Annotated in this window: 9 protein-coding genes; 6 read left to right on the forward strand and 3 right to left on the reverse strand. The window is 50.1% G+C overall.

Annotated elements, in window-relative coordinates; genetic code table 11:
* A partial coding sequence (locus L3N51_RS09840) for a tetratricopeptide repeat protein (protein WP_238026986.1) occupies window positions 1-2935 on the reverse strand: 2935 nt, incomplete at its 3' end.
* A 1237-nt stretch (window positions 2936-4172) separates the two neighbouring features.
* The gene (locus L3N51_RS09845) at window positions 4173-4835 is read right to left on the reverse strand and encodes a hypothetical protein (protein ID WP_238026988.1); all 663 of its coding nucleotides are present in this window, start codon (window positions 4833-4835) and stop codon (window positions 4173-4175) included.
* A 1027-nt stretch (window positions 4836-5862) separates the two neighbouring features.
* Between L3N51_RS09845 and L3N51_RS09850 the strand changes: the two genes are divergently transcribed.
* The 3 genes from L3N51_RS09850 (at window position 5863) to hsp14 (ending at window position 8311) form a co-directional block, all read left to right on the forward strand.
* Window positions 5863-6687, forward strand: a complete 825-nt coding sequence (locus L3N51_RS09850; RefSeq protein ID WP_238026990.1) for an SMP-30/gluconolactonase/LRE family protein — start codon at window positions 5863-5865, stop codon at window positions 6685-6687.
* 4 nt (window positions 6688-6691) lie between these two features.
* On the forward strand, window positions 6692-7771 hold the full coding sequence (locus L3N51_RS09855) for an MFS transporter (protein ID WP_238026992.1): 1080 nt from the start codon (window positions 6692-6694) through the stop codon (window positions 7769-7771).
* Between the two features lie 168 nt (window positions 7772-7939).
* The gene (hsp14, locus tag L3N51_RS09860; RefSeq protein WP_238026995.1) at window positions 7940-8311 is read left to right on the forward strand and encodes an archaeal heat shock protein Hsp14; all 372 of its coding nucleotides are present in this window, start codon (window positions 7940-7942) and stop codon (window positions 8309-8311) included.
* Here the strand turns inward: hsp14 and L3N51_RS09865 are convergent.
* Entirely contained in the window at window positions 8292-9749 is a 1458-nt protein-coding gene (locus L3N51_RS09865; protein WP_238026999.1) for an ABC1 kinase family protein, read from the reverse strand. The genes hsp14 and L3N51_RS09865 overlap by 20 nt on opposite strands.
* 153 nt (window positions 9750-9902) lie before the next feature.
* Between L3N51_RS09865 and L3N51_RS09870 the strand changes: the two genes are divergently transcribed.
* Genes L3N51_RS09870 through gapN form a run of 3 tightly spaced genes read left to right on the forward strand, consistent with a single transcriptional unit; the run spans window position 9903 to window position 13235 of the window.
* Window positions 9903-10772 carry a bifunctional 2-dehydro-3-deoxy-phosphogluconate/2-dehydro-3-deoxy-6-phosphogalactonate aldolase gene (locus L3N51_RS09870; protein WP_238027002.1) on the forward strand — a complete coding sequence of 290 codons (870 nt, stop codon included), beginning with the start codon at window positions 9903-9905 and terminating at the stop codon, window positions 10770-10772.
* Window positions 10773-10777: 5 nt separating this feature from the next.
* A complete protein-coding gene (gene kdgK / locus L3N51_RS09875) occupies window positions 10778-11704 on the forward strand; it encodes a bifunctional 2-dehydro-3-deoxygluconokinase/2-dehydro-3-deoxygalactonokinase (protein ID WP_238027088.1) in 927 nt (308 codons plus the stop codon).
* 16 nt (window positions 11705-11720) lie between these two features.
* Complete coding sequence (gene gapN / locus L3N51_RS09880) at window positions 11721-13235, forward strand: NADP-dependent glyceraldehyde-3-phosphate dehydrogenase (protein WP_238027004.1); 1515 nt, start codon at window positions 11721-11723, stop codon at window positions 13233-13235.
* Window positions 13236-13239: the final 4 nt, after the last annotated feature.

Genomic DNA, 13239 nt, shown 5'->3' on the forward strand with positions numbered 1-13239 from the left:
CTGGGTCGTTGGGGTTGAGGGAGATGGCCATGTCGTATTCGCGGAGTGCACCGTCTAGGTCGCCCTTCTTGAGGAGCGCAATGGCCTTGTTATAGTGGTAAGCTGGGTCGTTGGGGTTGAGGGAGATGGCCATGTCGTATTCGCGGAGTGCACCGTCTAGGTCGCCCTTCATGAGGAGCACATTGGCCTTACTGTTGTGGTAAGCTGGGTCGTTGGGGTTGAGGGAGATGGCCATGTCGTATTGGGAAATCGCCTGATCGAATTCGCCTTTCAGGTAGTGGGAAAACCCCTTCATGAAATGTGACATGTCCTCGGTATCACGTTCTGGGTTGAGGATGCCCAGCACCTCGAGCACGTTGACCACTCTGCGAGTGTAGGCCACCAGTAAAGATGAAGTCGCGGTTAAGTTTCCTAATAGGTCTTGGTAGTCTATTTTCTTGTTAATGTCTGAAAGCCAACCTGAGACCGCTTCTGCGACCTCTCCCGTGAGTAGCCCGCTCATGTAAAGCGCGGTGAGCCAGTAGAAGGGCCTCTTCTCCAGTCTTGAACTGTCCTGAAGGTATGAATTCACTAGGAAACCTACCACCCTGTAGTATAGGTCCAAGGATTCGCGCCTCAGCTCCTCATATTTCAACTTCTCGGAGAGGAGATCAAATCCGTAACCTGAGTTCGTCCTCCTTAATTTTCTCCTCACCACACTGATCATGACCTGGAACACTAGGAAGTCCACCACGTCCTGAAATGTGGCGAAAGCGTCATATTTAAGGGTCTTTTCGATCTCCTCGCGGATTTTGGGAACCTTGATGTCCATTTGCCTCAGGAGGTCCCTCATCCCGTTCAATCGCCTTACCTCATCCACGAGCTTCGTTATGTCCTGACCTTCAGGGAAATTCTCGCTGGCGATCTCATCGGTGACCTCCCTGTACCAAGAGTGGAGGGAGGCAACTTTATCCTTCACGTCCACAAACCTGGGGAGCCTCGTCCTGGTCATCCTCTGGAACTCCTCCAGGAACTCTTCAGGGAAACCGGGGTAGTGAGAAACTGCATAATACGTGAGCAGGAGGTGAGGACTCCCATTCTCCCCTGCCTCTACCCCCGTTTCCAGCCTGAGTATCTCGGCCAGCAGGGAGCTGATTCCCCTGGGCAGTCCCCTGAGCACTTGATTTACGTCAAGGTTGGAAACCAGTTTCTCCGTCACCAGTTTCGCCGCCTCCACGGCGTAGAGGGAAAGCCCCTCCGCCCTATCGGTTATGGCCTGGGAGATGATGTCTAGCTCCTGATCTAAGAACCCACTTAGTTTGCCCTCTTTCATTCTCCTCTCCATCTCATGTTCCAGGGATCTCCTGGCTATCTCCTTCACGACCTCCCTGGAGTAATTCACCCTCATTATGTCGAACCTGTCGTCCTCCCTGAGCCTCTCGAGGAGATCCTTGAGGTAACCCTCCCTCACTGCGACCACTATCCTGGAGAGGGGAGGAGGACTGCCCTCATACTTCAGAATGCGATCCAACAGATTTACGTTCTCCTCCCTAGTCAAGTCCACAATCGCGTAGGAATCGGTAAGCTCCACGAAGTCCACAGGACTGAACTGGCTCACGTCCCTTATCCAGTAGAGGTCGCGTCCCTGGAGGAGTTTCCTTCCCACAAGATAAAGCAGTGTAGTCTTCCCGGAGCCCGGCTCGCCCACGAGAAGAACGAACTTTCCTGATGCCTGAGAGATTACACGGTTCACCAGATCATCCACCTCCCTGTCCTCCTTACTGTTGCCCAGGCCCACAATCCTCTCGGGTTCCCTCAAGTTCACAAGTTCTCTCCTGAGTTCCATCTCGTTCCTTATCCTCCCAGTGCCCCTGGAAAGTATCTCTTCCCTGAGCTTCTTGAGGTCGTTCTCCAGCTTCGTAACCATATCCTGCAATTTCCTGAGCTCGGCCTCCAGCCTTTCCCATTGACCCAAAATCTGATTTAGGGAAGTGTAGGCCTCATCGGCTCCCATTCCGAGCTCATAGGCCACCTTGGCCGCGATCAACCTCTTGAGCTCCTCGTTCAGCTTACTCCAGTTCTTCGAAAGCTCGACCATGGAAGCCCAACTCATCTCATCCCTTTCCGCGAAGTGAAGGAGCAAAACTATTGCGACGCTCGCTGCAGTGGCTACTAGACCTAAGGAAGGAAGAAGTATGGAACTAATTTCTCCCAGCACTTCCCGGTTTCCAAGCATCCCTCTGGTAAGGGCGATAAGTGTGTTAACGATCCCTCCCCTCACCTCCTCCCATTCGGGAAGATCCAGCATGACATGCACCCTAGAAAATATCTCCATCTGTTCATCAAATTCGTGAGGTTGAAGAAGAAGTATCCCAGGGGGCACGAAACTGGCCCCCAGCCAGCTAAGTTTCTTCCTCAGGGCCTTATCATTTCTTATCCTCTTCAAGTTCCTCTTGGCCACTTCGTCCTCGAGTTCCATCACCAGGGGGTCCTCCAAGGGTATTCTATAGACGTAAATATACCCCTTTTTCTTCATGGTCCTTAGATGTTCCAGTACGGGCTCTAGAACCAGAAAGTCTTTCCTGAATGTGCGGGTGAGATAAGATATCTCCCTCTCCTTTAACCCAACCTTACGTAATTCGCTCTCAACTCCCCATCCCACCTTGGCTAGAAATCCTCTAGCCCGCTTCCCCATCGCCTCCAGAATGTTTGGTACTTCATCCTTGTTTTTGTCCAGGGGAGATAGGCCCAGAATCTCAGTGAAGAAATTTGCGCCCGCCAATTCGCTATCCTTCAGGTATTTATCCTTCAGGAAGTCCTTTCCACCCCTGGGGGGACCCACTATAATTACGCATTTTTCCCTGGATTCCCTCATCAGGCTCTTTATATCCCCCACAACCTGCTGGTTGAATCTGGAGAAGAGGTCCATCTGGGGAGGGGAAGTGGATGACATCATGCTAATATAATTATATAGAGATTATATAAAAACTTATAATATAGAGAACCTTGATTTGATGTGAACTAAACTTAAATTTACACCCTTGATGACGTAGTGTGTCCGCAAGCAAGCTTGGTCAGTTCTTAATTCATTCTTTAATTCTTGATGTTCTTGAAGTGACTCTAAACTCTCGAAATAAGTTCTCATCAAGGCTTCCATTGTGAATGATGACGCAATCTACGCGATATGATCATTTTATATATCTATAGCTCTGGGATTAATACCTTTTAAGAAGATGATGTAGTACCATACTCAGGATTTAACAGGATATACCAAGTCCTAAAGTTAACATGCATTATGTTTCACAATTTACTTAGAAGACGATCATGAAGCCGTTGGGAGGTGCTAGCCTAGAGGAGGACTGGGTCTGCCCGAGTCTCCAAAGGTTAGGCTCATGGAGGAGGAGATCCGTGAGATATAGGTTCTCTAAGGTTAAACGTTGGTGTCAAGGGTATGAGGGCGGGAAAGGAGCCACGCATGGAGCCCTCAGAGACTGCCACATGATAGCATAAACCGTGAAAAGGGCATACTTGGTAAAGTTACTCAACGATTAAAGGGATCGGCAGTAAGTTCAGAGAGCTAGCCTGGGACGCAGTCGATGATCAATTTCCACAGGGCCAGTGACTATTGCTACAGGAACAGAAACTATCACTTCCCAAGCTCCTTCCAAACCTAGGCCGTTATCTTGGCAATGTTGTAAAAGAGTCTTACCATTGTTCAACTTAATGCTTGCAAAGTTAGGGTTGACGATCCCCTGATATTTAATGCCGTATACTAGTGTAGAAATTGGAACTCCTCCCACACGATATTTAGGTTCATATGGCAAGGCGAGTTTACACTGAGCTACAGTAGGGTCATCTGTGTATAGTGTGGTCCAATATGTTCCATATCTATCTATGGAAAATACAAATTTTCTTTTTCTAATATAGTGTGTGGATTTTCTGAAAACCAGGCCTTATCTATCGAGACAGCACGGCTCATCCAAGCCCTATCCTGACGTGATTCATTCAAATACTCCACACACTATTTCTAATAAATCCGTATTCATTACCATTAGGAATGTACCTATATAAATAGAACTTTGTATCCAGTTCTTTAATATCCTTAAACCATTTCTTACCGTGAGTATTAATAAAAGTATCAAAAATACCCGAGCGTACCCAGTAATCATGGTCCGGGATGAGCGACAATCTCTTCACCTGAAATTGGGCAGATAATACTTTTTGCTTTCACTGATAGTACTATACATGCCCAGGAAAGCTTCTATTACGCTCCTTTCCGTTAACCCTATCTTTCCTAATATCCTGTCAAGTATCTCCTGTACTACCGGCTCTCGTACATCTAGAGTTTTTACCAGTTTGATGACCTCTAGATTTTCAATTTTACCTTCAATCATTTTCCATGTATAGATCACTTCCTGGGCCGTAAAAGTGTTAGCATCAGTAAACGAAATACCTTCCAGATTTAGCGATACGTGCTTAAGGTCCCCAGATGATTTCTCGTTACCCGATCTCTCCTTGGTCACAAATCTAACCACGACGCTGAGCGTGTCCCATGGGAATATTTCCGTTTGTATCTCGGAAAGTTCCATACTGAGGACCTCGTTATTATTGAGCTCATCTATGTTATCAAATCCCATGTGAGCACATCTATTTCTAGCTCCCACTATTTCAGCGCACCTTTGGTTGAGTCCCCTTTCTACACATGCTTTAATGGCGCGTTTTCTAAGGTCTACGCAGAGGGACAAATCCTTCAGTTTACTGGCAAATATTTCGGTTCCCCTGGCTATGGCGTCCAGAATGGGTCCTCTACCAAGATCTTGGTAGATGTCCCAGAAGTCCTCATTATACTTGTACATCACTTTAACCTGAATATATTCAGCTTTTCACGATATAAGGATATTGGTAATATAAATGTGATAGTAATCGGAAAGTTATCAATCTAGTTTTTATGTAATTATGTAAAATCACTGGTTGTATGTGAATGATACATGGATATCCCCAGAAAGATGAAGCGTAACATTATGGTTAAAGTGGAGTGCTGACAGGTTCGTATGACTAGCCCTTGAGGGGAAGCGAATCACTGGGTTGAGGATGGTGAGGGGACCTGGGAATATTAGGATTTGGCGTTACTCTTTGAAATGGAGGACCCGTAATCCCGTTCTATTAACCTCTCTCCAGTTTTTCCCTATGGACCGGTCCAGGATTCTCCTGAGCAACTCCACTTCCGTGATGGAGAGCGGGAGATGTTGTTTAAAAATCTGTAAAATGCCATTTGACAGTCCTACATATAACTGTCAAATAGTGTTTGACAGTCCTGCTGTGATGGGAGCGTGAGGGCATGAAACTGGATTTCTAACTGAAAATAATGAAATCGTGTCGATGAGTTTGGATAAATTCATCCTGTGGCGTTGTGGGTTTCCACTGAACTTCCTGAACCTTAAAAATCATGAGGACCGTGGGTCCTTCAGCTGGATCGGGTAAGATGATGGGATAACCTTGATGGTGTTGTGAATTGGCCATTCTGGTGAACTGTTACACTCTGTGGATGGATTTCCTAGTACCAACTTCACCCCACTGTAAGGTTCCCGTCAAATGGAAACCCATCCTCAACGCCCCGTGTGGAAGGATGCATTGGTCTCCGCAGGTCTCACTAGGTTCCCCCTAGGTGGCCATCCCACGTGACCGCACGATGAGTTTAACAGCCCACAGTGGTTCCATGCGTACTATGTTGGGAATCAATAGAAGAGTAACCCAACCTTCTCATGAGACTTCAGTCCCTCAACTTCAAGATTCTGCATTCTTCATGAATAAGATACTAATGACGGGGATGTAACTTTGTCTCTTGCACCAGGTTTTTTAATATCATTATGCATTGAAAGTTAAATGGAACCATCCATTTACGTCAGGGCAAACGCCAGACTGGGAGAGGGACCTCTGTGGGATCCCAGGAATGGAACACTCTACTGGGTGGACATTGAAGGAGGAAAATTACACGTAACCAGGGAGGGTAAGGACAGGACCATCGATGCTCCAAGCATGATCTCGGCGCTGGGCCTCACGGAAGATCCCGATACGCTCATAGCCTCGGCGGGACTAACCCTGTACAGGTACTCCCACACTTTCACCCCCATCTCCAGCATCAAGGGGGAAGGCGTCAGATTCAACGACGGGAAGTGCGGACCTGAAGGGGAGTTCTGGGTTGGAACCATGGACCTAAAGGAGGAAAGGGACGTGGGAACACTCTACAGGTTCAACGGTGAGTTCACTCCCCTTGTTGATCACCTCATAATCTCCAATGGGATGGACTGGTTCAGGAACGTATATTACCTTGTGGACAGTCCGAGGAAGAGGGTTTACGCCTTCAGGGTGAGGGGAGATGAACTGGAAAGTCTCGGGGCCGCAGTGGAAACCTCAGATTACCCGGGGGTCCCTGACGGGATGGTTGTGGACTCCTCGGGACTCATCTGGGTCGCCCACTACGGAGGGGGACTCATCACGGTTTGGGAGGCGTTCTCCAGGAGGCCAGTCCTGGAGATCAGGACGCCTGTAAAGATTGTGACGTCCCTCACCTTTGGAGGGCCCCAACTCAATCAGCTTTTCATAACCTCCTCATCCAGGGCAGGGGAGGATCTTGGGGGTTCGGTGTTCGTCGTGGACACGGACTACAGGGGACGCGAGCCCTTCATCTGCAGGGGTTTCTCACGGTGAATTCATGGACCTCAGGATCCCCCTAGTGGCGCTAGTGGGAACTGTAGTTTCCTGGTACTCCTTCTTCTCCGTGGGGATACTCTCCGCGTCCCAATCCCCCTTCCATTCCCTTATTCTTTCAGCACTCTTCTACTTCTCTGCGTTCGTTGGTAGGCCTGTGGGGGCTTACCTCCTCGGAAGGCTGGGGGATAAACTGGGTAAGAGGTTCTCGCTCTCTCTTGTGTTCCTGTTCCTCTTCGTGGGGGACCTCCTGATTTCCTTGAGATCGCCCCTCCTCATAATTTCGCCAATACTCATTGGTCTCGCCCTGGGCGGTGAGTGGGGTAACGCGTCCGTACTTGTGGCGGAGAGCGTGGAGAGCATGAGGGGCGGATGGACCAGCGTGGTGCAGTTATCCGTTCCCCTGGGCCTGCTCCTCTCGCTCACCGTGATACTCTCCCCGCTATCCCTGCTTGTTCCCTCCCTTGTCTCGGCGTTCCTGATTCCCGCGATACTGCGCTTGCCGGAGCCCAGGGGAAGATTGACGGGAGCCCAGCTAAGCGGTATCAGGTCCTTGATGAAGGGGATCATGATCAAGGCCGGGGAGAGCTCCAACTTCTACCTTTTCACTTCCTTCTCCATTCCGTTCCTGGTGAAGGCCGGATTGGACCTGGGTACCCTCCCCGTGCTTCTGGTGTCGGTCGAGGAGATTTTCCTGATGATACCCATGGGAATAGCTTCTGACCTCATGGGAAGAAGGAAGGTGATAAGGACTGGAATGTTGCTGATGCTGATCTCCTCAGGGCTGTTAAGCGTCTCGGTCCTGGTGAGGAGCCCGGTCCTGGTTTTCGCCTCCTTCCTTCTCTTCGGCGTTGGGGATACCCTGAGCTATGCCCCACAGGGGGCCTACCTTTCCGAACTTTACAGGGCTGAGGAGAGGGTGATGATGACCGGGCTGGCCTATCAACTCTCTGCCGTCCTGGCGGGAGGAACCTCGATCCTCCTCACGTCCATCTCGCTCTCATTTCTGGGGGAGAGAGGAGGCCTGCTGGCGATACCCCTTCTGTCGTTGATGTATGTAACCATGTCAGTGCTCTCAGTGTAGGACGGTGAAAAGGGTTAATAATGACAATTCACACTTTTACCCATGAAATGGAGACTCCTCTTCCTTCTGCTGAGACTCTTGAGAATATTCAGAAAAAGGTAGAGTAGGGCTTATTTTTACTACTCTACGAAGCAATGATTTTTTACCCTCCTTCACACTACTTATCACATGGAGATCCTTTTACGTGAACTAGGTAAGCAGTTGAATGACCTGACCAAGGAATTTTATGAGAAGGTACTTCCCCCAGTGGACGTGTATGAGCAGGGGAATACTCTCGTCGTGATCGTGGATATGCCCGGTTTCGACAAGTCCAGCATTAACATAAGGCTATCCTCCGACGGAATCCTGAGGGTGGAGGGAAAGAGGGACGTGGAGCAGGCAGGGATAAAACACGTGGCGCAGAGACCCTCGAGGATCATGAGGGAGATCAAGCTACCCGTGAAGGTTCCAAAGGACGCGGAGGTAACGGGAAAGTACGAGAATGGGGTTCTCACGCTCAAGATCCCCATAGAGGGGGCAGCTAAGGTAAAGATAGAGTAACCGTTATTCCAAGAAGGGCTATCAGTATGGATACCACATCGCCCAGGAAAAAGTAGGCAGGGATGGAGGCAGCCACCACCGGTATGCCAATCCATTTCCTCTCCCTTCTTTTGGGCAGGGTTGGTTGCTTCAGCATTCTCTCCTTTATCCCCGCGGAGAAGTAATTGACGTAATCCATGACCTCATCCACGAGCGCCATCCGCATTAACCCCTCCTCCTCCACTAGCCTTACCAGGTTGGGCAGAAAATCGAATTCCGGATCAATCATTCTGCACGTACCCTCCAGAACGGAGGACATCCTGAAATACAGGGCTATCTTCTCCGGTAACCTGAGGGGGAACTTGAAGAATGCCTCGCTTGCGAGCCTGTTAAACTCCTCAAGCTCCAACTGGTCCACCGGAACACCCTTCATCTCCCTTATCATCAGGTCGAACCCCTTGGCCAGAACCTTTCGATCAGCGTAGGGCTGAACTGCGCCCAGCTGATCCAGAACGTTCACCAGCATCAGGGGGTCGCCCCTGCTTATGGTCACGTACATGCGGATCAGCTTCACCCTGGTCTCCCTGTCAATGTAACCTGCCATCCCGAAGTCGTAAAGTATTATGTTCCCGTCCTCATCCACGGAGATGTTTCCGGGGTGCGGGTCAGCGTGAAAATACTCCCCCTTCAGTACCGGGTAAACGAACACCTTGAACACCCTCCAGGCTAGACCCTTTCTATCAAACCTGTTCAGGGCTTCCTGTGAAGTGATCTTCATACCGGGGATGTACTCCATGACCAGGACGTGCTTTGTTGCCTTTATGGTGGTGGGGATCCTGACCCTGAATCCCTCAAGCTCCTCCCTCAACTTCTCGGTGTAGAAGGCCTCCCTCTCGTAGTTAAGCTCCTCAAATATCCTGGAGGAGAACTGCCTGAAGATGAGCTTGAGAGTCTCCACCAGGCTGGAGTCCAAGATCAGCCTGGTCAGGGGAAGGAATCTCCTCATCACTGAGATGTCAGCCTTCAGGATATCCTCAACTCCAGGCCTGTTCACCTTGATGGCTATCTCCTTCCCGTCCTTGCTTATCCCCCTGTGAACCTGTCCCAGACTGGCTGCAGCCAGGGGAGTGGGATCAACTTCCCTGATCACGTCTCCAGCCTCCCTGAAGATCATTTCCCTAACCTGCTCAAAGGGCGCTGGAGGTACCTCGTCCTGAAGCCTCTGTAACTCCCTCATGTACTCCTGGGGGAGGACATCAGCGCGCACGGAGAGAACCTGGCCCAGTTTGATGAAGGTGGGGCCTAACTCTATCATGGTATCCACAAACTTCCTGGCCTCCTCCTCTAGCTCCTCTCTGGGAATGGTCTCGCCTTTCAGTATCCTCCTCCTGAAATCCCTGTACCTCAAGAGCCTGGGCGTCATCTTTCGTAGAATGGTGAAGGTCCTGGAGATAGACACATGTAGATGATTCCATGTTACAATAAAATCTTTATACGATGGGACCTGGCCCAAGCCTGTGACCGCCAATCCTTCACTAGCCCAATTCAGGAGTATCGCGCAAAACTGCACCAGGAAGGGCAGGTTTTTATTTAAGATCCCCATCTATTTCCCATGGAAGTTATAGTTCCCATTCTCACACCCTTCAACCCCGATGGTACCATTAACAGAGAGGCCTTGAAGACCCACGCCCATAACCTACTCGAGAAGGGGATTGACCTGATCTTCCTGAATGGTACCACCGGACTGGGACCGGCGCTTTCCAAGGAGGAAAAGAAAGAAGCCCTGAAAACCCTCTCGGACATCACTGACAGAATCATATTCCAGGTGGGAGAGCTCAACCTGAACCACGTGCTGGAACTGGTGAAGTTCTCATCCGATTACGGAGTGAGGGGAATAGCCTCATACTCCCCCTACTATTTTCCAAGGCTTCCGGAGAAGTGGTTGATCAAGTATTTTCAGACCATTGTCTCCCATTCCTCTCACCCCGTCTACCTTTACAATTACCCGCTGGCCACAGGTTATGACATCTCGGCAGAACTTCTCTCCAGGTCTGGACTTGAATTGGCAGGGGTTAAGGATACTAACCAGGACCTCTCCCACTCCATGAAGTTCAAGTCCACCTTCCCCAAGATGAAGGTGTATAACGGCTCTGATACCCTCGCATTCTACTCCCTCGTTTCGCTTGACGGAACGGTTGCGTCCATGGCCAACTGCCTTCCCACCCTCTTCGTTGAGATGAAGAGGGCCATTTCACAGGGAGACTTGAGGAAGGCCCTGATTCATCAGAGGTTAATAAGCTCCATGGTGGAAATCGCCAGGAAATATGGTCAGCTGGGAGCCCTTTACGTCCTAACGGAGATCACTCAGGGATACTCGGTTGGTAAACCTAGACCTCCCATATTTCCACTTGATGAGGGAGAGGAAAAGGAGCTCAGGAAAGAAGTGGAGAACTTCCTCAAGGGCCTCGGTGTTACAGCTTGAAGACCATGGTAACTTTGGGCGAGATTCTCATAGAGCTCAACGCAGTGACGTCAGGACCTCTCAGGCACGTGAACTACTTCGAAAAGCACGTTGCGGGGAGCGAGGCCAACTACTGCGTGGCCTTCATCAGGCTTGGAAACGGTTGCACCTATATTGGAAGGGTTGGACGCGACGAGTTCGGTTACAACGCCATTGAATGGCTGAGAGGGAAGGGGGTCAACGTTGAGCACGTCAAGCTTGACGAAAATCCCACGGGTTTATTTTTCATTCAGAGGAATTACCCTGTACCACTTCACAGTGAGTCCATCTATTACAGGAAGGGGAGCGCAGGAAGTAAGCTCTCGCCAGAGGACGTGAAGGAGGATGTGGTGAGAGGAGCCGACCTCGTTCATTCCACAGGAATAACCCTAGCCATCTCAAACTCTGCCAGAGATGCCGTGTTCAAGGCATTCTCGCTCAATGAGAGAAGGTCATTCGACACCAACATAAGGCTAAAACTCTGGACTCCCGAGGAGGCAAGGAGCGCGATCATGAAGCTTCTAAGGGATTACCCGGTGAAGTACCTTATCACTGACGTGGACGACTCCAGGATTCTTGTGGGAGAGACTGATCCGGATAGGGCCTCCACTCTCCTGAAGGAATACGCAGAGGTTATCATCATGAAACAGGGACCCAGGGGAGCTTCCCTTTATCACGATGGGGGCAGGTACTTCTCCCCGGGCTATTCCGTCCCCGTGGAGGACGTAACTGGGGCAGGGGATGCATTAGGAGGAACTTTCCTCTCCCTGGTTACCTCAGGGTTCTCCTTGGAGAAGGCCCTGGATTACGCCATCGTAAGTTCAACGCTCAACGTAATGATAAGAGGCGATCAGGAGAACCTTCCCGGTCTACCAGAGATAGAGACCTTCCTTAGGGAAATGGATAAAAAGTAAAGCATGCATTCTATTTATGAACCTTAAGGAATTATCCCCGGAATTCAAGGAGATAACAGGGCTGGAGTCGAACACTCAGGTCTTTAAGACATATCTCGCAGGAGACTGGATATCCACAAAGGAACTGGAGGAGGTCGTGTCCCCCATAGATCTCACAACCTTTGCCAAAGTTCCAAGACTCCCCTACGAGATGGTGGACAGCACCCTTTCCAGGATATCAGAGAAGGGAAAGTGGGAAATCCGTGACCTTCCAGGAGAGAAGAGGCTGAGAATATTCCACGAGATGGCTTCCCTCTTGGACAGGTTCAGAAATGATCTGGTTGAAGTCCTCGTGATAGGTAACGGTAAAACCAGGGCAGCGGCAAACGGTGAGGTGAACGCGTCCATTGAAAGACTGATCAGGGCAGACCTAGACGTGAGGAAACTTTACGGAGAGTACGTGCCAGGGGACTGGAGCAGTGAGAGCCTGGAGACTGAGGCCATAGTGAGGAGGGAACCCCTGGGTGTGGTTCTTGCCATCACTCCCTTCAACTATCCTCTGTTTGATGTGGTGAACAAATTCGTCTACTCCACGGTGGCAGGCAACGCTATCCTCATCAAACCGGCAAGCAAAACTCCTGTCCCTGCCATCCTTTTCGCCAGAATTGCGGAACTGGCCGGATTTCCCAAACATGCCCTAGGAGTTTTAACCATTCCCGGAAAGGATATGGACAGGGTCGTGTCAGATAAGAGAATTGGGGTAATCTCCTTCACCGGAAGCACTGAGACAGGGGAGAGGGTAATCAGGGCAGGTGGAGTGAAGCAGTACGTAATGGAACTAGGAGGAGGGGACTCAGCCATAGTCCTGGATGACGCTGATCCCATCTCTACCGGGCAGAAACTTGTTACTTCAATTACCTCATACAGCGGACAGAGATGTGACTCCATAAAGTTCATCTTCTCTGAGCCCGGAGTGTACGAGAAGCTGAGGCAAACATTGTTGGAGGAACTGGCAAAGATCAAGGTGGGAGATCCCAGGGAGGACGTTAACATGGGGCCCATCATTGATAAGGGAACGGTGGATGAACTGGAGTTCTCGGTGAAGGATGCGCAAGAGAAGGGAGCGAAAATCATCTTCGGGGGTAAAAGGGTGAAGGAAAACTACGTAGAGCCCACCCTGATAGAGGCCTCAAAGGAGGTGGTAAAGAGCTTATACCTCTATCAGAAGGAGGTTTTCCTCTCGGTTGCAGTCCTGGTCAAGGTCAACAACGTGGATGAGGCCATCTCCCTGAGCAACTCAAGGAGATATGGCCTCGATGCCTCGGTGTTCGGAGAGGACATCAACAAGATCAGGAAGGCCATAAGACTGCTTGAAGTGGGGGCCGTTTACATCAACGACTTTCCAAGGCACGGGATAGGGTACTTCCCCTTTGGTGGGAGAAAGGACTCGGGACTGGGAAGGGAAGGGATAGGGTACACCATAGAGCATGTGACGGCCTACAAAACTGTAGTCTATAACTACAAGGGAAAGGGCGTATGGGAGTACATGTGAACAC

The sequence above is a fragment of the Metallosphaera javensis (ex Hofmann et al. 2022) genome (assembly GCF_022064045.1).
Lineage (GTDB): Archaea > Thermoproteota > Thermoprotei_A > Sulfolobales > Sulfolobaceae > Metallosphaera > Metallosphaera javensis.

Excerpts from the sequence above, each read along its gene's own strand:
- L3N51_RS09870 (WP_238027002.1), top strand. The coding sequence starts at position 9,903 with ATGGAAGTTATAGTTCCCATTCTCACACCCTTCAACCCCGATGGTACC.
- L3N51_RS09845 (WP_238026988.1), bottom strand. The coding sequence starts at position 4,835 with ATGTACAAGTATAATGAGGACTTCTGGGACATCTACCAAGATCTTGGT.
- hsp14 (WP_238026995.1), top strand. The coding sequence starts at position 7,940 with ATGGAGATCCTTTTACGTGAACTAGGTAAGCAGTTGAATGACCTGACC.
- kdgK (WP_238027088.1), top strand. The coding sequence starts at position 10,778 with ATGGTAACTTTGGGCGAGATTCTCATAGAGCTCAACGCAGTGACGTCA.
- L3N51_RS09850 (WP_238026990.1), top strand. The coding sequence starts at position 5,863 with ATGGAACCATCCATTTACGTCAGGGCAAACGCCAGACTGGGAGAGGGA.
- L3N51_RS09855 (WP_238026992.1), top strand. The coding sequence starts at position 6,692 with ATGGACCTCAGGATCCCCCTAGTGGCGCTAGTGGGAACTGTAGTTTCC.
- gapN (WP_238027004.1), top strand. The coding sequence starts at position 11,721 with ATGAACCTTAAGGAATTATCCCCGGAATTCAAGGAGATAACAGGGCTG.